This window comes from Protaetiibacter intestinalis (genome assembly GCF_003627075.1).
Taxonomy (GTDB): Bacteria; Actinomycetota; Actinomycetes; order Actinomycetales; family Microbacteriaceae; genus Homoserinibacter; species Homoserinibacter intestinalis.
The window spans coordinates 29,330-51,846 of sequence record NZ_CP032630.1 but is presented as its reverse complement, the minus strand read 5'-3'; the positions used below and the strand labels follow the sequence as shown (position 1 = coordinate 51,846).

At 72.1% G+C, this 22,517-nt stretch carries 23 protein-coding genes; 15 read left to right on the top strand and 8 right to left on the bottom strand.

Features of this window, described 5'->3' with window-relative positions:
• Positions 1 to 19: 19 nt before the first annotated feature.
• Together D7I47_RS00260 and D7I47_RS00255 are read left to right on the top strand one after the other, a co-directional pair.
• The gene (locus D7I47_RS00260; RefSeq protein ID WP_120761186.1) at positions 20 to 1,891 is read left to right on the top strand and encodes a CASTOR/POLLUX-related putative ion channel; all 1,872 of its coding nucleotides are present in this window, start codon (positions 20 to 22) and stop codon (positions 1,889 to 1,891) included.
• A gap of 242 nt (positions 1,892 to 2,133) precedes the next feature.
• The gene (locus tag D7I47_RS00255) at positions 2,134 to 2,565 is read left to right on the top strand and encodes a hypothetical protein (RefSeq protein ID WP_120761185.1); all 432 of its coding nucleotides are present in this window, start codon (positions 2,134 to 2,136) and stop codon (positions 2,563 to 2,565) included.
• On the opposite strand, the gene trxA is transcribed toward D7I47_RS00255, so the two are convergent.
• Positions 2,558 to 2,935 carry a thioredoxin gene (trxA, locus tag D7I47_RS00250; RefSeq protein WP_120761184.1) on the bottom strand — a complete coding sequence of 126 codons (378 nt, stop codon included), beginning with the start codon at positions 2,933 to 2,935 and terminating at the stop codon, positions 2,558 to 2,560. The two genes, D7I47_RS00255 and trxA, sit on opposite strands and share 8 nt — an antisense overlap.
• A gap of 132 nt (positions 2,936 to 3,067) precedes the next feature.
• On the opposite strand from trxA, the gene D7I47_RS00245 reads away from it, so the two are divergent.
• From D7I47_RS00245 to D7I47_RS00235, 3 genes are read left to right on the top strand one after another with little or no spacing between them, the layout of a single operon-like run.
• Positions 3,068 to 4,288 (top strand): LLM class flavin-dependent oxidoreductase, encoded by a 1,221-nt coding sequence (locus D7I47_RS00245; RefSeq protein WP_120763737.1) that lies wholly within the window; start codon positions 3,068 to 3,070, stop codon positions 4,286 to 4,288.
• On the top strand, positions 4,285 to 4,926 hold the full coding sequence (locus D7I47_RS00240) for an FMN reductase (RefSeq protein WP_120761183.1): 642 nt from the start codon (positions 4,285 to 4,287) through the stop codon (positions 4,924 to 4,926). The genes D7I47_RS00245 and D7I47_RS00240 overlap by 4 nt, the downstream gene beginning before the upstream one ends.
• Before the next feature lie 16 nt (positions 4,927 to 4,942).
• Entirely contained in the window at positions 4,943 to 6,151 is a 1,209-nt protein-coding gene (locus D7I47_RS00235) for a lipase family protein (RefSeq protein ID WP_227000734.1), read from the top strand.
• A 1-nt stretch (position 6,152) separates the two neighbouring features.
• Here D7I47_RS00235 and D7I47_RS00230 read toward each other — a convergent pair whose 3' ends face one another.
• On the bottom strand, positions 6,153 to 6,929 hold the full coding sequence (locus D7I47_RS00230; protein ID WP_157981535.1) for a DUF5302 domain-containing protein: 777 nt from the start codon (positions 6,927 to 6,929) through the stop codon (positions 6,153 to 6,155).
• Positions 6,930 to 7,092: 163 nt separating this feature from the next.
• Here D7I47_RS00230 and D7I47_RS00225 point away from each other — a divergent pair, with 163 nt between their 5' ends.
• The 4 genes from D7I47_RS00225 to D7I47_RS00210 all read left to right on the top strand — a co-directional run bounded on the left by D7I47_RS00225 (position 7,093) and on the right by D7I47_RS00210 (position 13,476).
• Positions 7,093 to 9,072, top strand: coding sequence for a glycosyltransferase (locus D7I47_RS00225; RefSeq protein WP_120761182.1), 1,980 nt, complete (start codon positions 7,093 to 7,095; stop codon positions 9,070 to 9,072).
• Between the two features lie 49 nt (positions 9,073 to 9,121).
• Positions 9,122 to 9,742, top strand: coding sequence for a hypothetical protein (locus D7I47_RS00220; RefSeq protein WP_120761181.1), 621 nt, complete (start codon positions 9,122 to 9,124; stop codon positions 9,740 to 9,742).
• Positions 9,743 to 9,998: 256 nt separating this feature from the next.
• Positions 9,999 to 12,278, top strand: coding sequence for a polyribonucleotide nucleotidyltransferase (locus D7I47_RS00215; RefSeq protein ID WP_120761180.1), 2,280 nt, complete (start codon positions 9,999 to 10,001; stop codon positions 12,276 to 12,278).
• A gap of 190 nt (positions 12,279 to 12,468) precedes the next feature.
• A complete protein-coding gene (locus D7I47_RS00210) occupies positions 12,469 to 13,476 on the top strand; it encodes an aldo/keto reductase (protein ID WP_227000732.1) in 1,008 nt (335 codons plus the stop codon).
• 13 nt (positions 13,477 to 13,489) lie between these two features.
• Here D7I47_RS00210 and D7I47_RS00205 read toward each other — a convergent pair whose 3' ends face one another.
• Entirely contained in the window at positions 13,490 to 14,098 is a 609-nt protein-coding gene (locus tag D7I47_RS00205) for a TetR/AcrR family transcriptional regulator (RefSeq protein WP_227000730.1), read from the bottom strand.
• A 276-nt stretch (positions 14,099 to 14,374) separates the two neighbouring features.
• On the opposite strand from D7I47_RS00205, the gene D7I47_RS00200 reads away from it, so the two are divergent.
• Positions 14,375 to 15,730: a M16 family metallopeptidase gene (locus D7I47_RS00200; RefSeq protein WP_120761179.1), complete on the top strand. Its 1,356-nt coding sequence runs from the start codon at positions 14,375 to 14,377 to the stop codon at positions 15,728 to 15,730.
• An 8-nt stretch (positions 15,731 to 15,738) separates the two neighbouring features.
• The gene (locus D7I47_RS00195) at positions 15,739 to 16,341 is read left to right on the top strand and encodes a histidine phosphatase family protein (protein ID WP_120761178.1); all 603 of its coding nucleotides are present in this window, start codon (positions 15,739 to 15,741) and stop codon (positions 16,339 to 16,341) included.
• A 7-nt stretch (positions 16,342 to 16,348) separates the two neighbouring features.
• Here D7I47_RS00195 and D7I47_RS00190 read toward each other — a convergent pair whose 3' ends face one another.
• Positions 16,349 to 16,813: a GNAT family N-acetyltransferase gene (locus D7I47_RS00190; protein WP_227000728.1), complete on the bottom strand. Its 465-nt coding sequence runs from the start codon at positions 16,811 to 16,813 to the stop codon at positions 16,349 to 16,351.
• A gap of 40 nt (positions 16,814 to 16,853) precedes the next feature.
• Here D7I47_RS00190 and dapB point away from each other — a divergent pair, with 40 nt between their 5' ends.
• Together dapB and D7I47_RS00180 are read left to right on the top strand one after the other, a co-directional pair.
• Positions 16,854 to 17,591 carry a 4-hydroxy-tetrahydrodipicolinate reductase gene (dapB, locus tag D7I47_RS00185; protein WP_120761177.1) on the top strand — a complete coding sequence of 246 codons (738 nt, stop codon included), beginning with the start codon at positions 16,854 to 16,856 and terminating at the stop codon, positions 17,589 to 17,591.
• Positions 17,588 to 18,022, top strand: coding sequence for a hypothetical protein (locus D7I47_RS00180; RefSeq protein ID WP_120761176.1), 435 nt, complete (start codon positions 17,588 to 17,590; stop codon positions 18,020 to 18,022). The genes dapB and D7I47_RS00180 overlap by 4 nt, the downstream gene beginning before the upstream one ends.
• A gap of 3 nt (positions 18,023 to 18,025) precedes the next feature.
• Here D7I47_RS00180 and D7I47_RS00175 read toward each other — a convergent pair whose 3' ends face one another.
• The 3 genes from D7I47_RS00175 to D7I47_RS00165 are packed head-to-tail and all read right to left on the bottom strand — an operon-like array spanning position 18,026 to position 19,428.
• The gene (locus D7I47_RS00175; RefSeq protein ID WP_120761175.1) at positions 18,026 to 18,451 is read right to left on the bottom strand and encodes an OsmC family protein; all 426 of its coding nucleotides are present in this window, start codon (positions 18,449 to 18,451) and stop codon (positions 18,026 to 18,028) included.
• A 59-nt stretch (positions 18,452 to 18,510) separates the two neighbouring features.
• Positions 18,511 to 18,999, bottom strand: a complete 489-nt coding sequence (locus tag D7I47_RS00170) for a DUF4395 domain-containing protein (RefSeq protein ID WP_120761174.1) — start codon at positions 18,997 to 18,999, stop codon at positions 18,511 to 18,513.
• 9 nt (positions 19,000 to 19,008) lie between these two features.
• The gene (locus D7I47_RS00165; RefSeq protein WP_120761173.1) at positions 19,009 to 19,428 is read right to left on the bottom strand and encodes a thioredoxin family protein; all 420 of its coding nucleotides are present in this window, start codon (positions 19,426 to 19,428) and stop codon (positions 19,009 to 19,011) included.
• 162 nt (positions 19,429 to 19,590) lie between these two features.
• On the opposite strand from D7I47_RS00165, the gene thyX reads away from it, so the two are divergent.
• Both thyX and D7I47_RS00155 read left to right on the top strand, forming a co-directional pair.
• The gene (gene thyX / locus D7I47_RS00160) at positions 19,591 to 20,289 is read left to right on the top strand and encodes an FAD-dependent thymidylate synthase (protein ID WP_227001004.1); all 699 of its coding nucleotides are present in this window, start codon (positions 19,591 to 19,593) and stop codon (positions 20,287 to 20,289) included.
• A 6-nt stretch (positions 20,290 to 20,295) separates the two neighbouring features.
• On the top strand, positions 20,296 to 21,378 hold the full coding sequence (locus D7I47_RS00155; protein WP_157981533.1) for a hypothetical protein: 1,083 nt from the start codon (positions 20,296 to 20,298) through the stop codon (positions 21,376 to 21,378).
• Between the two features lie 10 nt (positions 21,379 to 21,388).
• Here D7I47_RS00155 and D7I47_RS00150 read toward each other — a convergent pair whose 3' ends face one another.
• Positions 21,389 to 22,447, bottom strand: coding sequence for an AI-2E family transporter (locus D7I47_RS00150; RefSeq protein ID WP_120761170.1), 1,059 nt, complete (start codon positions 22,445 to 22,447; stop codon positions 21,389 to 21,391).
• Positions 22,448 to 22,517: the final 70 nt, after the last annotated feature.

Below are 22,517 nucleotides of genomic sequence, written 5' to 3'. Positions count from 1 at the left end.
CACCCGAGGGGGTACCACCATGACCGAACCCACCCGCGGCGAACGCATCCGCTACCGCTTCGACACCTGGATGTCGAAGGGCACGATCGCCCTCATCGGCCTGCTCGGCGCCGCCACCTTCGCCTTCGTGCTGGTGCTCGCGCTCATCGTGTGGGCGCTGCCGCTGCACCCGGCCGACGAGCCCGAGGGCGACTTCTTCGACATCTTCTGGGGCAACCTCATGCGCACCCTCGACCCGGGCACGATGGGCGGCGACGAGGGCTGGGGCTTCCGGATCGCGATGCTCGTCGTGACCCTCGGCGGCCTCGTGATCGTGGCGAGCCTCATCGGCATCGTCTCGGGCGGCTTCGACGCGAAGGTCGAGGAACTGCGCAAGGGCCGTTCGCGCGTGCTCGAGAAGGACCACACGCTCATCCTCGGCTGGAGCGACAAGGTCTTCTCGATCGTCTCGGAGCTCGTCATCGCGAACGAGTCCCGGGGGAGGGCGGCCGTCGTGATCCTCGCCGACCGCGACAAGCTCGAGATGGAGGAGGAGCTGCGGGCGGCCGTCGGCAAGACGGGCAAGACGGTCGTGATCTGCCGCTCGGGCGACCCGATGGCGCTCGCCGACCTCGAACTCGGCAGTCCGCACACCGCGCGCAGCATCATCCTGCTGGCCCCCGAGGAGAGCGAGGATCCGGATTCGGTCGTCGTCAAGGCCGCGCTCGCGATCACGAACAACCCCAACCGGCGGGAGGGCGCGTACCACGTCGTCGGAGAGCTGCGCGATCCGGCCAACCTCGAGGCCGCGCGACTCGTCGGGCGCGACGAGGTCGAGTGGGTGCTCGCGAACGAGCTCATCAGCCGCATCACGGTGCAGACCTGTCGGCAGTCGGGGCTCAGCGTCGTCTACTCCGAGCTGCTCGCCTACGAGGGCGACGAGATCTACATGGCCGAGCTCCCGGAGCTCGTCGGCCACGACTACCGGGCCACGCAGCTCGCCTTCGTCGACTCGAGCGTCATGGGGATCGTCAAGGGGGACGCCACGCTCATCAACCCGCCGGCCGACACGCTCTACGAGGCGGGCGACCTGCTCGTGCTCATCGCGGAGGACGACTCCACCATCCGCAGCGCCCCGGCGGGCACCCCGGATGCCGCGGCGATCGCGGTGCCGACCGAGGAGCCGGTCGCGCCCGAGCGCACCCTCGTGCTGGGGTACAACCCGGGGCTCGCCTTCATGTTGCGCGAGCTCGACCAGTACGTGTCGCCCGGGTCGAGCGTGCTCGTCGTGGCCGACGTCGAGGAGCCGGGCTTCCCGGCGCTCGAGAACCTGACCGTGGTCTTCCGGCGCGGCGACGTCACGAGCCGACGCGTGCTCGACGCGCTCGAGGCCGAGCTCGCCGACCACATCATCGTGCTCTCGGATCCGCGGCTGAACGCCCAGCGCTCCGACGCGAAGACACTCATCACGCTCCTGCATCTGCGCGACATCGCCGAGCGGGCCGCGGTCGACCTCAACGTGGTGAGCGAGATGCTCGACGACGGCAACCGCGAGCTCGCCGAGGTCACCGACGCCGACGACTTCATCGTGTCGGACAAGCTCGTCGCCCTGACCCTCACCCAGCTGAGCGAGAACAAGCGGCTCGCCGACGTCTTCGATGTGCTCTTCGCGGCCGAGGGCAGCGAGATCTACCTGCGGCCGGCGTCCCACTACATCCGCGAGGGCGAGGAGGCCGACTTCTACACGGTCGTCGAGGCCGCCCAGCGCCGCGGCGAGACGGCGATCGGATTCCGCGTCGGCGCGCAGGCGCACCGTAGCGCGGACGCCTACGGAGTCGTCGTCAACCCGCGCAAGGACGAGCGCCGTCGCTTCGCGGCCGACGACCGCATCATCGTGCTCGCGGAGGACTGACCCGCGAGGCTCGAACATAGGTGCGCACCCGGATGCGGGGCACCCCTGTTGGGGATGGCCGCGCGGCGCACGGAGGCGCACACTCGCTGCCATGGACGAATGTCGTCACGGTCTGGTCGCCGCGGTGTGTGCGGTGTGCTGCCGTGCCGCCGAGCACTCGGAGTGCGGCGAGCACGTCGAGCCCACCCCGGTTCTCGCCGGTGCCGCCGTCCCCACCCGCTGAGCGCCCATAGGCTGGCTCCATGGCACTCTTCCGCAGTCGACGCGGCGTCGACCCGGCGCTGCCGCGCGACGACCGCGGCTTCGGCAGCTTCGACGACTACGTCTACAACCTGAAGCCGCGCAACAAGCGCATCACGCTCGTGCTGGCCGACTCGAACCCGTACCAGGACGAGCTGCGCGAGCTCGCCGAGTCGGGGGAGGCCGGTCTCGAGACGGCGATCTCGCCGCGCACCCTAGACGCGGAGCGCGTGGACGCGCCGATCCCGGTGCGGCTGTTCACGGGGCGACGCGTGAGCGGCGTGGTGGGCAGCATCCCGCGCGGCCTCGAGTCGGTCATCGACGAGAACCTGCGCCGCCTCGACGGCAAGGGCGTGAAGGCGCGCATCCCGGTGCGCATCGACCGCAGGCGCGAGGGCTACCGCGTCGTGCTGCTGATGGGGGCGATCAGGTAGCGGACGGCGTGGCGTCGGCCGCGGCGATCCTGTCGCGCACCTCGTCCATGTCGAGGGCGCGGATCTGCGAGATGAGGTCCTCGAGCACGTGACCGGGCAGCGCGCCCGCCTGCGCGAAGACGCCGATGCCGTCGCGGAACGCCATGAGCGTCGGGATCGAGCGGATGTTGAGGGCCGCGGAGAGGCCCTGCTCGGCATCCGTGTCGACCTTCGCGAAGGTGATGTCGGGGTGCTTCTCGCTCGAGGCCTCGAAGACGGGGCCGAACGCCTGGCACGGTCCGCACCACGCGGCCCAGAAGTCGACGAGCACGATGTCGCCGTCCAGCACGGTGTTCTCGAAGGTCTTCTCGGTCAGCTCGATCGTCGCCATGGCTCCAGGCTAGGGGAGCGGCGGATCCGCCGCCGGATGGCGGGAATACTCTCGGCATCCATCCGGTTTCATGCGATATCAATGCAAATGCATAGAAATCCCGAGGAGACGGAAGCCACCATGAGCAGCCAGATGCAGTTCGGCATCTTCACGGTCAGCGACATAACGCGCGACCCCACGACCGGCGAGACGCCGAGCGAGGCGCAGCGCATCCAGGATGCCGTGACGATCGCCCAGCACGTCGAGGAGGTCGGTCTCGACGTCTTCGCCATCGGCGAGCACCACAACCCGCCCTTCTTCTCGAGCTCGCCCACCACGACGCTCGCCTACATCGGCGCGCGCACCACGAACCTCATCCTGTCGACCGCGACGACCCTCATCACGACGAACGACCCCGTGAAGATCGCCGAGGACTACGCGATGCTGCAGCACCTCACGGGCGGCCGCGTCGACCTCGTCATGGGCCGCGGCAACACCGGACCCGTGTACCCGTGGTTCGGCCAGGACATCCGCCAGGGCCTGCCCCTCGCGATCGAGAACTACGCGCTGCTGCGCGAGCTGTGGGAGAAGGACGTCGTCGACTGGGAGGGCAAGTTCCGCACCGCCCTGCAGGGCTTCACCTCGACGCCGCGCCCCCTCGACGGTGTGCCCCCGTTCGTCTGGCACGGCTCCATCCGCACCCCGGAGATCGCCGAGCAGGCCGCGTACTACGGCGACGGCTTCTTCGCGAACAACATCTTCTGGCCCAAGGAGCACTACCAGCGCCTCATCGCCCTGTACCGCCAGCGCTACGCGCACTACGGCCACGGCACGCCCGAGCAGGCGATCGTCGGCCTCGGCGGGCAGGTGTTCATGGCGAAGAACTCGCAGGATGCGGTGACCGCGTTCCGCCCGTACTTCGACAACGCGCCCGTCTACGGCCACGGCCCGAGCCTCGAGGAGTTCCAGGAGCTCACCCCGCTCACGGTCGGCTCGCCCCAGCAGGTCATCGACCGCTACGCCGCGATGCGCGAGCACTACGGCGACTACCAGCGCCAGCTGTTCCTCATGGACCACGCGGGCCTGCCGCTCAAGACCGTGCTCGAGCAGATCGAGATCCTCGGAACGGAGGTCGTGCCGGTGCTCCGCAAGGAGCTCGCGGTGAACCGTCCCGCCGAGGTGCCGGACGCCCCCACCCACGCCGCACGCGTGCAGGCGGTCTACGGCGACGGATCCACCCGCCAGGCCCGGCCGACCTCCGCCGCGGGCAACAACCTCACCGTGGGCGGCCCCTACCAGGACACGCCCGCGGCGCCCGCCCCGAAGGGTTCCGCCTTCGGTGCCGCCGCGACCCGGACGGAGGCCGTGCGATGACCCGCCGGATCGCCGTCGTCTCGGCGGGACTGTCGAACCCCTCCTCGACGCGGATGCTGGCCGACCGGCTCGCGAGCGCGACCGTGGGCGAGCTGCGCGAGCGCGGCATCGAGGCCACGGTCGACGTGATCGAGCTGCGCGACCTCGCGCACGACATCACCAACAACCTGCTGGCCGGCTTCGCGCCGCCCGCCCTCGAGGACGCCGTCAACCGCGTCGTCTCGGCCGACGGGCTCATCGCGGTGACGCCGATCTTCTCGACGAGCTACTCGGGGCTGTTCAAGTCGTTCATCGACGTGCTCGACCCCGACGCGCTCGTGGGCAAGCCCGTGCTCATCGGGGCGAACGCGGGCACCGCCCGCCACTCGCTCGCGATCGACTACGCCATCCGCCCGCTGTTCGCCTACCTGCACGCCGAGCCCGTCTCGACGGGCGTGTTCGCGGCCTCGAGCGACTGGGGTGCCCAGGCCGACGACGTGAAGCCGCTCGCCTCGCGCATCGAACGTGCGGCGCGCGAGCTCGCGGACGCGATCGCCGCACGCGAGCCGAAGAAGGTGCTCGACCCGTTCGACCCGGACGCCTTCCTCGGCGAGGGCCGCTCCTTCGGTCACCTGCTGGGCGGCCTCGCGGGGGAGTGAGCTCTAGCATCGGAGCGTGAGGAGAGCGCCGCTCGTCGGGTCGGCCCTGGTGGCCGCGCTGCTGCTCGCCGGATGCGGCATCTGGGACGACCTCGAGGAGCACGAGCGCCAGGAGGACGCGGCCCGCCCGTTCTACGAGGTGCCCGACCCGCTGCCGGCCGGCGAGCCGGGCGAACTCATCCGCTCGCTTCCGATCGAGACGGCCCCGGCCGGCTCCAGGGCCTGGCGGGTGCTCTACCACTCGACCGGCACGACCGGGGACGACATCGCCGTCTCCGGCACCGTGGTCGTGCCGGACGGCGAACCGCCCGCCGGCGGCTGGCCGGTGATCGCCTGGGCGCACCCCACGACGGGGGCGGTCGCCGAGTGCGCCCCCTCCTCAGGCTTCGCGCCGCTCGACCTCATCGAGGGGATGGACGACCTGCTCGACGACGGCTTCGCGATCACCGCGACCGACTATCCGGGTCTCGGCGCCGCGGGCCCGTCGTCGTACCTTCTCGGCGACGTCGAGGGTCATGCGGTGCTCGACTCGGTGCGGGCGGGGCGGGCCCTCGAGGGCGTCGAGCTCTCGACGGACGTCTTCTTCTGGGGCCACTCGCAGGGCGGTCAGGCGGCGCTGTTCGCCGCACAGGATGCCGCGGGCTACGCACCCGAGCTCCGTCCCGTCGCAGCGGCGGTCGCCGCCCCCGCGGCCGAGCTCGCGACCCTCCTCGCCGACGACATCGACGACGTGTCGGGGGTCACGATCGGCGCCTACGCCTTCACGGCCTACCAGGCCGCCTACGAGCCGACCCATCCGGGGCTCGCGCTGACCGACATCCTCACCCCGGATGCGGCGGCGGCCGCGGTGAAGATGGAGCAGCTCTGCCTCTTCGGTCAGAACAGCGAGCTGCACGCGATCGCGACGCCGCTGATCGGCGGGTTCCTCGCGGCGGATCCGTCGACGACGCAGCCCTGGTCCGACTTCCTCGTCGAGAACACCCCCGGCGCCGCGCCGTTCGGCGTGCCGGTGCTCGTCGTGCAGGGCGAGTCGGACGAACTCGTGCGCCCGAGCGCCACCGCGGACTTCGTGACGCGGATGTGCGCGGCCGGTCAACGGCTCGCCTACGTCGGCTACCCGACGGCCACCCACGCGACGATCGTCATCCAGGCGCTCCCGGATGTACGGGCGTGGTTCCTCGCCGCCCGCGAGGGGTCGACCTCACGGGCGCTCTGCGCCGCCTGACTCAGCCGGACTTGCGGCGGAACTCGCGCTTGCCGCCCGCCTTGCTCTGCGCGCCGTGGGCGTTGCCCTCGCCGTCGAGGTGGGCGGGGCGGTCGTGCTGCTGCTGCTTCTTGCGCTCGAGCGCCTCGCGGAACTTGCGCTTGGTGTCCTCGGATGCGGCGGCGGGCTTCTCGTCGGAGCTCATGCCGTCAGCGTAGCCCGCGCGCCGCGACACCACGAGGTCGATGCCGACGCCCACCACCACCGCGACCGGCACCGACACGAGGATGCCGAGCCACGGCGCATCCGCGAAGAGCGCGCCGAAGAGCGCCCCGACGGCCACGTTGTAGAGCGCCCAGGCGACGCCCGCGAGCGCCGAGAGCGGCAGGAACCGCCGCCACGGCAGCAGCGCCGCCCCGACCGAGAGGTTCACGGCGATCCGCGCGAAGGGGATGTAGCGCGCGGTGAACACGAGCGTCGCCGGCCGCCGCAGCACGAGCCGCCGAGCGCGGGCGATCGCCCGGCCCACCCGCCCGCGGCGCTGCCAGGCCCAGCGCTCGGTGCCGACGGCCCGCCCGACCGCGACGACCGCGCTGTCGCCCACGACGGCGCCGACGGCCGCCACGGCGACCACGAGCGCGAGCGCGGGATGCCCCGTGGCGGCCGCGAGCGCGCCGAGTGCCACGACGAGCGTCTCGCTCGGCAGCACCACGAGGAACGCGTCGCCCACCACGAGCGCGAACAGCACGAGCAGCAGCCACGGCGAGGCGGCGACCGCCTCGAGCCAGGCGCTGTCCATGCCGACGTTCTCGCACATCCGGGTGAACGGCGGGCGACCGCGCGGCGACCGGATGACGCGGCGGCGAGGCGGGGAAGACCCGCAGGCGACGCCCGGGTGAATCCTTCGCGACGGATGCCGTGCCGGGCCGGTCACGCGCGTCGTCCGGGCCGATCCTGGGCGCGTGAGAGTCGCCCTGATCGCCGAATCGTTCCTCCCGCACATGAACGGGGTCACCCATTCGCTCCTGCAGGTGATCCGCCACCTCGAGGCCGCGGGCCACGAGACCCTCGTCGTCGCGCCGCGCAGCGGCCGCACCCGTCCCGAGACGGAGGCGGGCGAACTCGCCCTGCTGCGCTCCGTGCCGCTGCCCGGCTACCCGCAGGTGCGCCTCGTCGTCGCGAGCACCGCACGGCTCACGGCGCTGTTGCGCGACTTCGCCCCGGATGTGGTGCACCTGGCCTCGCCGTTCCTGCTCGGCTGGCAGGCGGTGCGCGCCGCCGAGCGGCTCGGCATCCCGACCGTCGCCGTCTACCAGACCGACATCCCCGCCTACGCCCGGCGGTACGGCATCGCGGGGGCGGAGGCGGGGCTCGGCCGCCACCTCGCCCGGCTGCACCAGCGCGCCACGATCACCCTCGCGCCGTCGACCGCGGCGTGCGACGACCTCGCCGTGCTCGGCGTGCCGCGCGTGCGGCGCTGGGCGCGCGGGGTGGATGCCGAGCGCTTCCACCCGAGCCGCCGCGACGCGGCCCGCCGCGCCCGGCTCGCCCCGGGCGGGGAGGTGCTCGTCGGCTACGTGGGCCGGCTCGCGCCCGAGAAGCAGGTGGAGGATCTCGCGGCGCTCGCGGGCCTCCCCGGCATCCGCCTCGTGATCATCGGCGACGGCCCCGACCGGGCGCGCCTCGAGCAGCTGCTGCCGGATGCCGCGTTCCTCGGCTTCCGCTCGGGCGACGCGCTCGCCGCCGACGTCGCGAGCCTCGACCTCTTCGTGCACCCCGGCGAGAGCGAGACGTTCTGCCAGACCGTGCAGGAGGCGCTCGCGAGCGGTGTGCCGGTCGTCGCGACGGGGCGCGGCGGCCCCCGCGACCTGGTCGACAGCGGACGCACGGGCTGGCTCTACCGTCCGGGGGATCTGGCCGAGCTGCGCAGCCGGGTGGCGGATCTCGCGGGCGACGCCGCGAAGCGCCGCGCGTTCGCCGTGGCGGCGCGCGCCGCCGTCGAGCGGCGCAGCTGGTCGGCGCTCGGCGAGGAGCTGCTCGGCCACTACCGCGCGGCGCTCGTCATCGGGGCAGGCGAGCAGCTGCCGCCCGCGGTCGGCGCGCCTCCCGCGGAGCCGGTCGCGCTCGCCCGGCGGATCACGCGCTTCGCGGCGCTCGGCGACTCGCTCACCGAGGGGCTGTGCGACACCTCGCGGCAGGCGCCGGGGGAGTACCGCGGCTGGACCGACCGCCTCGCCCTGCTGCTCGCCCACGCGGAGGGCCGCCGCGAGCCGCTGCACTACGGCAACCTCGCGGTGCGCAGTCGCCGGGTCGGCGACGTGCTGACCGAGCAGCTCCCGCGGGCGCGCGAACTGGGGGCCGACTTCGTCACGGTGCTCATCGGCGCCAACGACCTCGTGCGGGTGGGTGCGCCGACGCTGCGGCTCGCCGCCGAGCTCGCCGACGGCGTCGACGCCCTGCGCGCGGGCGGTGCCGAGGTGCTGCTCGTCGCGCCGTTCGCCCCGCCGCGCGGCTACCTGCGCGCCCTCGACGACCGGGCCCTCGTGTTCGCCCGCGAGCTGCGGCGGCGGGCGCGGGAGTCGGGTGCGCTCTTCCTCGACCCCGCCCAGCAGCTCGACCTCGCGGACCCGCGGATGTGGGCGGGCGACCGCGTGCACCTGAGCTCGCGTGGGCACCGCATGCTGTCCTATCTCGCCGCCGAGGCGCTCGGTCTCGCGGACGCCGTGCAGCTCGCCGCGCTCGAGGCGGCGATCCACGACGAGGAGCCGGGCGCCGACGACGAGCCGCTCACCCACGCCCGCTGGCTGTGGACGCACGTGCGCCCCTGGGCGGCCCGCCGCATCCGGGGTCGCACGGCCGGCGACGGTCGGGTCGCCAAGCACGACGAGCTCGTGCCGATCCTGCCCGCCGCCAGGCCCGGCGTGCCCCACCCGATCCGCTGACGACGCGCCGCGCGCATCCGCCGTGCCCGTGGATGCGAGGATGTCGCCCATGCGCAGGGCACGGGTGCGGGCGGTCGTCGGCTGGCTGTCCGCCGCGCTCGTCATCGCCGGCGCGTTCGTCGCGGTCGCGGCGCTGGGGCCCGAGGCGCCCACGGCCGAGGACGCGGATGACGGACTCGTCCCGAGCGACCTGCTCTGGCCGGTGGTCGCGCGTTGCCTGCCCGCAGGAGGGACGACCGAGGGCTACCAGCTCTACCAGGGCGCCGACGGCGAAGTCGTCTTCTCGCTCATCGGCGTCGACGACGGGGATGAGTTGACCGATCCGGACTCTCTCGCACTCGCCGCGGATGTCAACGACTGCCTCGACGGCTACCGCTTCGCGGAGCCCGGCGACGAGTCCGTGCTCTGGACGTCCCGCCCGGCGGCGCAGGCGCTGCTGCTCTACGACCGGGTGAACCGCTGGACCGCACCCTGCCTGCTCGCGCATGGCATACCCGTCGAGCGTCCCGAACTCGCCCGCTATCTCGATCCGAACGCCATCGCCTGGTCCAGGTTCTACGGGGCCTACGCGTTCGGGGACGCCGCGGTCGACTCGCTCGACGAGCTGATCGAGGCGCGACGCGCGTGCGGCCAGCCGACCGACATCCTCGCCGCCGACCCCCTCGGCTGATAGCATGGACCCCGGCCGCCGTCCGGCGGCTTCCCGGTGTGCGCGAGCGCGCCGGGGATGACCCGGAGCAGGCCGGCACGAAGCTGGTCACCGGTGGTGGTCCTCCGAACACTGCGATCGCAGGCGAGTCGGAGCCCTTCTACTGTTGACCAGATCCAGGCCGGGTGCGCATCACTGCGCGCGCCCACGCCCTTCCTGCCCGCTCCTGCTCCGACGCACATGCCGCGCGTATCGCGGCAGCAAGGAGTAAGACCTCGTGGAAGGCCCCGAGATCAAGTTCGCCGAAGCCGTTCTGGACAACGGCAAGTACGGCACCCGCACCATCCGTTTCGAGACCGGTCGTCTCGCCCAGCAGGCCCAGGGCGCCGTCGCCGCCTACCTCGACGAGGACACCATGCTGCTGTCCGCGACGAGCGTGTCGAAGCAGCCCCGTGACGGCTTCGACTTCTTCCCGCTGACGGTCGACGTCGAGGAGCGTTCCTACGCCGCCGGCAAGATCCCCGGCTCGTTCTTCCGTCGTGAGGGCCGCCCCTCGACCGAGGCGATCCTCGTCTGCCGTCTCATCGACCGCCCGCTGCGCCCGTCGTTCGCCGACGGCATCCGCAACGAGGTGCAGGTCGTCATCACCGTGCTCTCGATCGCGCCCGACGAGTTCTACGACGCCCTCGCCATCAACGCGGCGAGCGCCTCGACCCAGATCTCCGGTCTGCCGTTCGCGGGCCCCATCGCGGGTGTGCGCCTCGCGCTCATGCGCGACGGCCAGTGGGTCGCCTTCCCGAAGTTCTCGCAGCTGACGGATGCCGTGTTCGACCTCGTCGTCGCCGGTCGCGTCGTGACCAAGGCCGACGGCTCCGAGGACGTCGCGATCATGATGGTCGAGGCGGAGGCCACCGAGCACAGCTGGGAGCTCATCCAGGGCGGTGCCGTGAAGCCCAACGAGGCCGTCGTGGCCCAGGGCCTCGAGGCCGCCAAGCCCTTCATCGCCCAGCTGGTCAAGGCGCAGGAGCACCTCGCGGCGCAGTCGGCCAAGGAGATCAAGGAGTACCCGATCTTCGTCGACTACAGCCAGGAGGCGTACGACGCGGTCGCCGCGCTCGCCTACGACGAGCTCGTCGGCATCTACCAGATCGCCGACAAGATCGAGCGCCAGAACGCGGACGACGCCCTCAAGGAGCGCGTCAAGCTCGCCATCAACGAGAAGGCCCTCGCGGGCGAGCTCGGCGGCGACGTGCCCCCGCAGGTGTCGGCCGCCTACAAGGCCGTCACCAAGAAGATCGTGCGCGGCCGCATCCTCACCGAGGGTGTGCGCATCGACGGTCGCGGCCTGACCGACATCCGCGCGCTCGACGCCGAGGTGCAGGTCATCCCGCGCGTGCACGGTTCGGCCATCTTCCAGCGCGGTGAGACGCAGATCCTGGGCGTCACGACGCTCAACATGCTCAAGATGGAGCAGCAGATCGACTCGCTCTCGCCCATCACGAAGAAGCGCTACCTGCACCACTACAACTTCCCGCCCTACTCGACCGGTGAGACCGGCCGCGTGGGCTCGCCGAAGCGTCGCGAGATCGGGCACGGCTTCCTCGCCGAGCGCGCCCTCGTGCCGGTGCTGCCGAGCCGCGAGGAGTTCCCCTACGCGATCCGCCAGGTGTCCGAGGCCCTCGGCTCCAACGGTTCGACCTCGATGGGCTCCGTCTGCGCCTCGACCCTGTCGCTGCTGAACGCCGGTGTGCCGCTCAAGGCCCCCGTCGCCGGCATCGCGATGGGCCTCGTGTCCGAGACGGTCGACGGCGAGACCCGCTTCGCGGCGCTCACCGACATCCTGGGTGCGGAGGACGCGCTCGGCGACATGGACTTCAAGGTCGCCGGCACCAGCGAGTTCGTGACCGCGCTGCAGCTCGACACCAAGCTCGACGGCATCCCCTCGGATGTGCTCGCGGGCGCGCTGTCGCAGGCCAAGGACGCCCGCACGGCGATCCTCGCGGTCATCAACCAGGCGATCGACGGCCCCGACGAGATGGCCCCGACCGCTCCGCGCGTGATCTCGGTGAACATCCCGGTCGACAAGATCGGCGAGCTCATCGGCCCCAAGGGCAAGACGATCAACGCGATCCAGGACGAGACCGGCGCCGAGATCTCGATCGAGGAGGACGGCACCGTCTACATCGGCGCGGTCGACGGCCCCTCGGCCGAGGCGGCCCGCGCCCAGGTGCTCGCGATCGGCAACCCGGTGAACCCGGAGGTCGGCGAGCGGTTCCTCGGCACGGTCGTGAAGCTCGCGACCTTCGGCGCCTTCGTGTCGCTGCTGCCCGGCAAGGACGGCCTGCTGCACATCTCCGAGGTGCGCAAGCTCGCCGGCGGTAAGCGCGTCGAGAACGTCGAGGACGTGCTCTCGGTCGGCCAGAAGATCATGGTCGAGATCACCAAGATGGACGACCGCGGCAAGCTGTCGCTCGCCCCGGTGGTCGAGACCGAGGAGGCCGACACCGACGGTTCGGCCGCCCACAGCGAGGGCCCGGAGGCGCCCGCCGAGGGCTGACCCTTCGCTGGTCGAGTGCCGCCGAAGGCGGTGTATCGAGACCCCGGATGCCCGTCCCGCGTGATGCGGGGCGGGCATCCGTCGTCTCCTCCCCATCACGAATCGGTGACGATTCATAACGATCCGGTTGACCTCCCGGATTCCGCGCCGCCCCGGGGCTACTCTCACAGCCAACCCGGGAGGTGCGGAGATGGAGATGCGATCGGTGCAGCCGGTCACGGCGCCCGCCCCGCTCGTGCCCACCACCCTTGAGACCGCCGCGATCGTCGGGCGGCTGACGCCCCCGCGGCGCGCCATCTCCGGGACCGGGCTGCGGGTCTTCCCGCTCGCCGTGAGCGCCCGCTGGTTCGGCTCCACCATCTCCGACACCGCGTCCGGCGAGATCCTCGACGCCTACCGCGCCCTCGGCGGCAACATCGTCGACACGGCCGACTCCTACGCCGACGGCCGCAGCGAGGAGCTCATCGGCGACTGGATGCGCAGGCGCGGCAACCGCGACGAGATGGTCGTCGCGACGAAGGTCGGCAAGTCCACCGCGCACCCGGGGCTGTCCGCCGCCGCCATCACCGCGGCGGTGCATGCGAGCCTGCGCCGCCTCGGCACCGACCGGGTCGAGCTGCTCTACCTGCACCTCGACGACGAGTCGGTGCCCTTCGAGGAGACCCTGCTCGCGGTCGACGAGCTCATCCGCTCGGGCGAGGTGCGCACCTTCGGCATGTCGGATCACACCGGCAACCGGCTCGTCGCGGCGCGGATCGCGTGCGCCCTGCTCGGGGTCGCACCCATGACGGCACTGCAGAACCAGTACAGCCTCATGCGGCGCGAGTTCGAGGGCGACCTCGCACAGGTGGCCGCCCAGCAGGGACTCGCCGTCATGCCGCGCTTCCCGCTCGCCGACGGCTTCCTCACCGGCGCCTACCGCACCAGGGCCGACGTCGCCGCGAGTCCGATGCGCGACTACCTCGGCGCACACCTCGGCAGGCGGGGGCGTCGCGTGCTCGCGGCGCTCGAACGCGTCGCCGCGCAGCAGGACGCCCCGCTCGCCGCGATCGCGCTCGCCTGGCTGCTCACCAAGCCGGGCGTGGTCGCGCCGGTCGTCGCGGTGGGTTCCGCCGATCAGCTCTTCGACGTCATGACGGCGCCCGACATCCGGCTCACCCGGCACCAGCTGGCCGAACTCGAGCGCGCGAGCGCCTAGCGTTCGACGCGGCTCAGGCCGCGACGCGGGGGAGGGCCGCCTCGACCGTGCGCTGGTACATGCGGGTGAGGGCCGCGCTCGCGGCGATCGAGTCGCCCGCGTAGCCGCCCGACATGGCGCCGTCACGCGCGAGCATGAGGTCGTCGGCGGCGTCGCCCGGCAGCGGGTGGCCGATCTGGCGCAGCAGGGTCTCGAGGATCGCGTGGAACCACTCGCGATGGTTCTGCACCGCGCGGCGCACGGGATGCGCCGGCTCGGTGTACTCGGCCGCCGCGTTGAGGAACGGGCAGCCGCGGAAGCCGGGGGCCGTCACGTACCGCGCCTGGACCTCGGCGATGCCGCGCAGCAGCTCGAGCGGGTCGTCGGTGGTGCGCGCGAGCTCCTCGAGCTCCTCGGCGATCAGCAGGTGGCGGTAGGCGACGTACTCGACGATGAGCCGGTCCTTGGAGCCGTAGTGCTTGTAGAACGTCGCCTTCGTCACGGTGGACGCGGCGATGAGGCGGTCGATGCCGACCGCGCGGATGCCCTCGTCGTAGAACAGGCGGTTGCTGGTCTCGAGGATGCGCTGCTTGGCAGGCGCGAGGGTGTGGCGCTTCGGCGCTTTGACGATGTCGATCGGCAAGCCGGGCTCCTTCGGATCAGGGTGCTGCGGATCGTGCTGCGACCGCCCGAGGGCGGCCGCAGCGCGGTACGAGTTCGGGTCTCGCGTTCAGCCGTCGTCGTGAGACGACCCGGGCGTGCCCGGCTGGGAAAGGCCGATCGGTTCGGGTCCGTTCGCATTCCGCCCGCCCACGGTAACACGATGAGGACAGACAGACTTGTCTGTTTGTCCTCACAGCCTCCCCCAGTCCGGGGGCGGCCCCGGAACCCTGCGCGGCCATGACGTAGGCTCGGGACGATGAATGGCGCGGTGCAGCTCCCTCTCGACCTTCCCGATCTGAGCATCACGGCATCCGGCGGCACGCTCGTGCGGCGCACGGTGCTCCCGAGCGGGATCCGCATCCTCTCCGAGCAGGTGCCCGGCTCGCAGAGCGCGACCGTCGGCTTCTGGGTCGCGGTCGGATCGCGCGACGAGGAGCCGGTGACCTACGGCTCCACCCACTTCCTCGAGCACCTGCTGTTCAAGGGCACCACGACCCGCAGCGCGCTCGACATCGCCGTCGCCTTCGACTCCGTCGGCGGTGAGCACAACGCCGTCACGGCGAAGGAGCACACCTGCTACTACGCCAAGGTGCGCGACCGCGACGTCGAGATGGCGGTGCGCGTGCTCGCCGACATGTTCGCCTCCTCGCGGCTCGCCGACGACGACTTCGAGAGCGAGCGGGGCGTCATCCTCGAGGAGCTCGCGATGGCCGACGACGACCCGGGCGACGTCGCGGGGGAGCGCTTCTTCGAGGCGGTGTTCGGCGAGCACCCGCTCGGGCGACCCATCGGCGGCAGCCCCGAGTCGATCGGCGCCGTGAGCCGCACCGCGGTCTGGGACCACTACCGCCGCAACTACGGGCCGCGCGACCTCGTCATCACGGTCGCGGGCGCCGTCGACCATGACGCCGTCGTCGCGATCGCCTCGGAGGCGCTGACCGCGGCCGGCTGGCGACTCGACGAGGAGGCGTCGCCCGTCGCACGCCGCGACCCGGCCCCCGACCCGATCGCCCGCGGCGCCGCGCAGGTGGTGGTCGGGCGCCCGCTCGAGCAGGTCAACCTGTACCTCGGCGGGGCGGGCCTCGCGGCATCCGACCCGCGCCGTCCGCAGCTCACCGTGCTCAACTCGGTGCTCGGCGGCGGCATGAGCTCGCGGCTGTTCCAGGAGATCCGCGAGAAGCGCGGCTACGCCTACTCGGTGTACTCCTTCGCCTCGAGCTACTCGGATGCCGGACTCGTCGGCCTCTACGCCGGCTGCTCGCCCAAGCGCGCCGTCGACGTGGCCGAGCTCATGCTCTCCGAGTTCCGCCGGATCGGGGCCGAGGGCATCACGGGCGACGAGCTCGGCCGGGCCCGCGGCCAGTTGAGCGGCGCCTCCGCCCTCGCCCTCGAGGACTCCGACACCCGGATGACACGCCTCGGCCGCAGCGAGCTCACCCTCGGCGAGTTCTCCGACCTCGACGAGACGCTGCGCCGCATCGAGGCGGTCACCGCGGACGAGGTGCGCGAGCTCGCCGCGGAGCTCGCCGCCCGCCCGCTGTCGCTCGCGGCCGTCGGCCCGGTCGACGCCTCGACGTTCGCCGGGCTCGCCGGCGAGCCGGTGGCGGCGTAGGGGGACCCATGTCGCGCTTCCTCTACCTCGTGCGCCACGGCGAACAGCAGGATGCCGAGTACGGCCTGCCCGACGGCCCGCTCTCCCCGCGCGGTGTGCGCCAGGCCGACGCGATCGCCGAACGGCTCGCGGGGGTGCCCTTCACGGGCGCCTGGACCTCGCCCCTTCAGCGCGCCCAGGAGACCGCGCGCATCATGACCGAGCGGATGCCGTCGATCGAGCCCGAGCCGTCCGCGCTGCTCATGGACTGCATCCCCTCCGGCCCGACGCCCGACCTCCCGCACGCCTGGGAGCACTTCTTCGGCTCCGTCACCCCCGAGGAGATCGAGGCGGGCGAGGCGCAGATGGCGGATGCCGCATCCGAGTGGCTCGCGCCGACGCGGGAGGACCGGCACGATCTGCTCATCACCCACAACTTCGTCATCGGCTGGTTCGTGCGCGAGGTGTTCGGGGCCGCGAGCTGGCGTTGGCTGGGGGTCAACCAGGCCAACTGCGGCCTCACCGTCATCCGGGTGCGGTCGGCGAAGCCGCCCGTGCTCGTGACCCACAACGACCTGGGCCACCTGCCGCCGGAGCTGCGCACCGGCCTCACGACCGAGCAGCCCTACTGAGCCCGCGTCAGCCGAGCGGCTTCTCGAACCAGAGGGTCGCGTTCGGGTTGTCGTTGTACGGCGGCACCTCGCGGTACCCGCTCGTGCGGTAGAGCGACCCGGCCGCCTCGAGGGAGTCGTTGGTGTCGAGCACCGCGGTCGAGGCGCCGAGCAGCACGGCCCGGCGTTCGAGCTCGGCGAGCAGCAGGCGCCCCCAGCCGCGCCCGCGCACGGCGTCGCGCAGGAACAGGTGCTTGACCTCCGCGCGCTCCGGGTCGAGCATCCGGATGCCGCCGCAGCCGACCGGGGAGCCCGCGTCGTCGACGACGAGGAACACGCCGGCAGGCTCGGTGAACGTCGCCGCAGTCGGGAACACGACGCGGTAGCCGCCGGCCTCGGGGTCGAAGCCGTGAACGCGCATCGTGAAGTACTCGGTGAGCAGCTCGTGCGCGTCGGGGTCGTCGACGGAGGCGACGCGGAAGGCGGGGTCCACGCGGCCAGCCTACGTCGGGCGCACCGGTAGGCTTCGGGGCATGGCATACGCGGTCGCCGTCGTCGGCGCGACGGGCAGGATGGGCACCCTCGCGATCCGGCTCATCGAGCAGGCGGACGACCTCGAGGTGCACGCGGCGCTCGGCTCGGCCGACCCGATCGACGCGATCGAGGGCGCCGACCTCGTGCTCGACCTGACCCTGCCCGCGGTCTCTCCCGGCATCGTCGACGCGGCGATCGCCCGCGGAATCCCCGTGCTCGTCGGCACCTCCGGCTGGACCGCCGAACGCCTCGCCCGGGTGCGCAGCCGCCTCGGCGACGACCCGCAGCAGGGCGTCATCGTCATCCCCAACTTCTCGCTCGGCTCGGTGCTCGCCACCCGCCTCGCGACGATCGCCGCGCCCTGGTTCGACTCGATCGAGATCATCGAGGCGCACCACGCGGGCAAGTCCGACTCGCCGTCCGGCACCGCCATCCGCACCGCCGAGCTCATCGCCGAGGCACGCGCCGAGCAGGGGCCCGTCGCGGCACCGCACGCCGACCAGCGCGCCCGCGGGCAGCAGGTCGCGAGCGTTCCCGTGCACAGCCTCCGCATGGACGGTGTGCTCGCCGAGCAGCAGGTGATCTTCGGCGGCACGGGGGAGACGCTCCGGGTGAGCCACCAGACCGTGTCGGATGCCTCCTACGAGGCGGGCATCCTGCTGGCGTTGCGGGCGCTCCCCGCGACGCGCGGGCTCGTCGTGGGGCTCGACACCCTGCTCGGGCTCGACCGCGCATGAGCATGCGCATCGGCGCCGTCGTCATGACGGTGGTGCTCGGGCTGTACCTCGTCTTCGCCGTGTACTACGCGATCGTGCTGTTCGGCACGGGCGACCCCTTCGCGATCGCGATCGGCGTCGCGCTCCTCGTGCTGCCGGTGCTGGGCGGCGGGTTCATCGCCGCCGAGCTCGTCTTCGGCATCCGGGCGGAGCGGCTCGCCCGTCGGCTCGAGGCGGAGGGCGCGCTGCCCGAGGAGCAGCTGCCGCTCACCCCGAGCGGGCGCGTCGACCGCGCGGCCGCCGACGAGGTCTTCCCGCGCTACGCGGCGGATGCGGAAGTGCATCCGGACGATTGGCGCGCCTGGTTCCGGCTCGCCCTCGCCTACGATGCCGCGGGCGACCGCCGCCGGGCGCGCTGGGCCACCCGCCGCGCCATCCGCCTGGCGCGCTGAGCCTCAGGCGAGGCTCGCCTCGAGGGTGATCGGGATGCCGGCGAGCGCCTTCGACACGGGGCAGTTCTGCTTCGCGTCCTCGGCGAGCCGCTCGAAGTCCGCCTCCGAGATGCCGGGCACCTTGGCGCTCACGAGCAGGTGGCTGCCGGTGATGCCCTCCCCGGCCTGGAACGTCACGGCCGCGGTCACCTGCAGGCTCTCGGGCGCGTGGCCCGCCTGGGCGAGGGCGTTCGAGAACGCCATCGAGTAGCAGGCCGAGTGGGCGGCGCCGAGCAGCTCCTCGGGGTTGGTGCGCCCCAGCTCGCCCTCCGAGCGGGCCGCCCAGGTGACGGGGAACTCGGCGGCGTCGCTCGAGTCGAGGGAGGTGGTCCCCGAACCGCTCAACAGGTCGCCGAACCAGAGGGTGGTCGCTTCGCTCGTGACTGCCATGGGGGTCTCCTCACGCTCCGCGGGGCCGCGTCGCCCCGCTCCCACTCTAGGTGGCGGCGTCAGGCGGCGGCAGTCTTGCGGATGACGCCCGCGCGCACGAGCAGCAGGTACAGCTGGCAGCCGAGGCAGTAGCCGAAGGCGCCGTTGAGGAACGCGGCGACGAAGGCGGCGGCCGCCGCGGCGACGAGCCCGTAGGGCACGCCCGCGAGGTGCAGCACGACGCCGACGATCGTCACGAGGGCGCCGACGCCCTGCGCGAAGGTCGGCGGGGCGGCATCCTCGAGCTCCGCGGGCGGCGCGAGGCGCGGGCGGATGAGCCGGCGGAACAGCAGCGACCACGGGTTCCGCGCCACCCCGGCGGCGGCGCTCCACACGAAGATCGCCGCGAGGGCGACGAGCAGCAGGAACGCGGGCTGCACGATCCGGTCCGCGAGTTGCGCGGGCGTGCCCCCGAGCAGGCCGAGGGCGACCGTGACGAGCAGCAGCACGGCGGTGACGGAGGCGGTGAAACGCGCACCGCGCGGGTCGATCTGGGCGGGTCGGGACACGGTGGCTCCTCAGGCGGCGACGGTCAGGCGGTCGAGCTCGGCGAGCAGCGCCTCGCGTCGCACGGCGCCGCCGATCCGGGCGCGGATGCGGCCGGTGCGGTCGAGCACGAGCGTGGTCGGGGTCTGCAGGATGTCGAAACGGGCCGCGAGCTCGGGACGCTCGGCCACGTCCAACTCCACGTGCGCGACGCCCTCGCGCGTGGCGGCGAGCTCGTCGAGCACGCGGGCGGTGGCACGGCAGGGGGTGCAGTACTCGCTCGAGAACTGCACGAGGGTGGCCTCCGACGCGAGTTCGACGCCGTCGATGACGACGGCGTCGGCGGTGGACGTGCGCCGGATGCGGCCCTGACCGCGTCGCCACGCGACGCCGAGCACCGTCGCGAGCGCCACGAGCGCGCCGACGACGCCGAGGGCGACGAGCGGATCCATGGCGCAACCGTAATGAGCCGCAGGAGCCCGTGGGGGAGTGTGACCTTGCGTGACGCGGGCCGCGGCGGCGTGCCGGTGTGCGCGGTGTCGGCGTGCCCGGATATCGTGAAGGCCGTGCCGGAGACCTCGAGCGACGCGACCCCCATCCAGTTCCGTTCCGACATGACGGTCGAGCTCGTGCGGGCGAGTGCCCACGACTCCGACGTGCTGTTCGCGGCCCGCGTCTCGACGCAGGGCGAGAAGACGCTCGACGCCGCCGCATCCGGGGCCGAGGCGACCGACCGCGACCGCGGCCTCATCAACTACCTCATGCGCGACCGGCACGGTTCGCCCTTCGAGCACAACTCGATGACCTTCTACGTGCAGGCGCCGATCTTCGTGTTCCGCGAGTTCATGCGGCACCGCATCGCCTCCTACAACGAGGAGTCGGGCCGCTACCGCGAGCTGCGCCCCGTGTTCTACGTGCCGGGCCCGGAGCGACGCCTCGTGCAGGTGGGCAAGCCCGGCGCCTACGAGTTCGTCGAGGGCACCGCCGAGCAGACCGAGCTCGCGGTGGCCGAGTCGAAGGCGGCGGCGACGTTCGCCTACGAGGCCTACCAGCGGATGCTGGCGGCCGGCATCGCCCGCGAGGTCGCCCGCGGCGTGCTGCCCGTGTCGACCTACTCCTCGATGTACGTGACGATGAACGCCCGTTCGCTCATGAACTTCCTCTCGCTGCGCACCAAGCACCCCGAGTCGCACTTCCCCTCGTTCCCGCAGCGCGAGATCGAGCTCGTGGCGGAGCAGATGGAGGCCTTCTGGGCCGAACTCATGCCGCTCACCCACGCCGCCTTCCAGGCCGGCGGCCGCGTCGCCCCCTGAGTCGAGGTGTCCTCAACCCGCGCTAGTCTGAGCGGCGTGCGTATCGTCCGGATCGTTCCCGTGTTCATCGCTCTGGGTGTTCTATCCGGGTGCGCCGCTCCCGAACCCGCGCCGACCCCGCCTCCGGTCCCGAGCGAATCGACGCCGACAGCCGAGTTCGCTCCGCTCGGTGAGGCGGCTATCCCACTGGGATGTGGGGAGATCCTCGACCTCGCCGAGGTCGTGCCGCTCGGCTCCCACCTCGACGATCCGATCGCGCTGGCGGTCGATGAGAACCGCATGGTGGTCCAGATGGACGCCGTCGCCGCCCTCCAGGCGGGTGCGCTCCACTGCATCTGGGCGTCGCGCTACGGAGCGACCGACTTCCACGCCGAGATCGAACTGTGGATAACACCCTCCGTCGCCACGACTGTCGACCCTGCCGCCGAGCACTCCGACGCCGACGCCTTCGCGCCCCTCGACGGCGATCCGTCGACGCTCATCGCCTGCTACGAGAGCTACGGCGGCATCTCGGGCGATTCCGAACTCTTCAACAACTGCGACGTGGTGCAGTTGCGCGACGGTTATCGCATCGACCTCACGACGACCTCCCTGGTGGCCGTCGCAGGACGCGATCAGACCGCCGCTCGGAAGTTGATCGCCGCGATCGGCACGGCTGTCGACGGCGCCGGCCCGGCCCGGTCGATCGCGACGGCGGCAGGAACCGGCGACCCCGCGTCCCTCTGCACCGCGCCCGAGCTGGTTCCGCTGCTCGATCACGTGGGTGCGACAGGCGATCCGACGATCGAGACCGGCACATCCGACCCTGCGGTGACGATCTGCGCATGGGATGGCGTCGATGGCTCCGGCAATCCTGTCGGCCCCCGTGTGCGGGTGCTCCCCGGCGGATCTTGGGCGATCCCGGGGCTCGGCACCGGACTCAGCAGCATCTTCCTGGTGACCCACCCGTCGGCGGATGGGACGTACATCGTCGGTGTCGGCGACGCCGTCACCGCCTGGCGGGCCATCGGCGACGACCTCGTGGAGTTCGAGTCGGAGAACCCCGACGCGGTCGACGGCTGGGAGGGGTTCCTCGAAGCGACGTGGTGACGCGTCGGCGCTACTTCGCGTCCTGGGCCGGCATCACGACCTTCTTGACGATGAGCACGAGGGATGCCGAGATCGGGCAGGCGACGAGCGCGCCGAGCAGGCCGAGCAGCGTGCCGCCGATGAGCGCGCCGATGAGCACGAGCGAGCCGGGGATCTGGATGGCCTTGCCCACGATGCGCGGGGTGAACACGTAGGCCTCGAGCTGCATGTAGGCGAGCAGGGCGATGAGCGTGATGAGGCCCGCGGTGGGCGAGGTGAAGAGCGCGACCGTGGTGCACATGATGGTCGAGATGACCGAGCCGACGAGCGGGATGAAGGTGATGGGCAGCGCGAGGGCGGCCAGCAGCGCGGCGTAGCGCACCCCGACGATGCTCAACAGGAGGAAGGTGAACGCGGCGTTCATGATCGCGAGGATCACCATCCCGCTCAGGTACTTGCCGACCGAGGTGATGATCTGGTCGGCGAGCTCGCGGAAGCCGGGGCGCTTCGTCGCGGGCACGAGTCGGACGAGCGCCTCCTTCATCTGGTCGTGGCCGATGACGAAGTACAGCGTGAGCGCGACCACGAAGATCACCGAGAACACCCCGTTGACGATGCCGAGTCCCACCCGCAGCGCCCCGCCGCCGACCGTCACCCAGAAGTTGGGGTCGGCGAGCGTGTCCTGCAGGAGGGTGACGAAGCCGGTGAGCGCGCCGCCGAAGGTGTCGTTGAGCGAGAGGAACCAGTCCTGGTCCTCGATCTGGTCGAGGCCCTCCGGGAGGTAGTGGACGAGCTTGCCGAGCTCGTCCACGACGACCGGCACGACGAGCCAGACCAGCAGTCCCACGAAGACCAGGAACCCGGCGAGCACGATCAGCAGCGCCACGATCCGCGAGACTCCGAGCCGCTCGAGGCGCCAGACGATGGGCTTGAGCCCGAGCGAGATGAACAGCGCCAGGAAGATCAGGGTGAGCGCCTGCGCGAGCGAGGCGATCGCGAACCCGAGCGCGAGCGCGAGCAGCACACCCGTCGCCGCGATGAAGCCGAAGCGGAACGGTCCTGCCTGCAGCAGGCGGGGGGTGGTATCCATGCGGCCGCCTTTCCTTGCTGCTCACCCTAGGGCCGCGCCTGCACCCGCGGCAGGTCCGCCGTCTGCGATG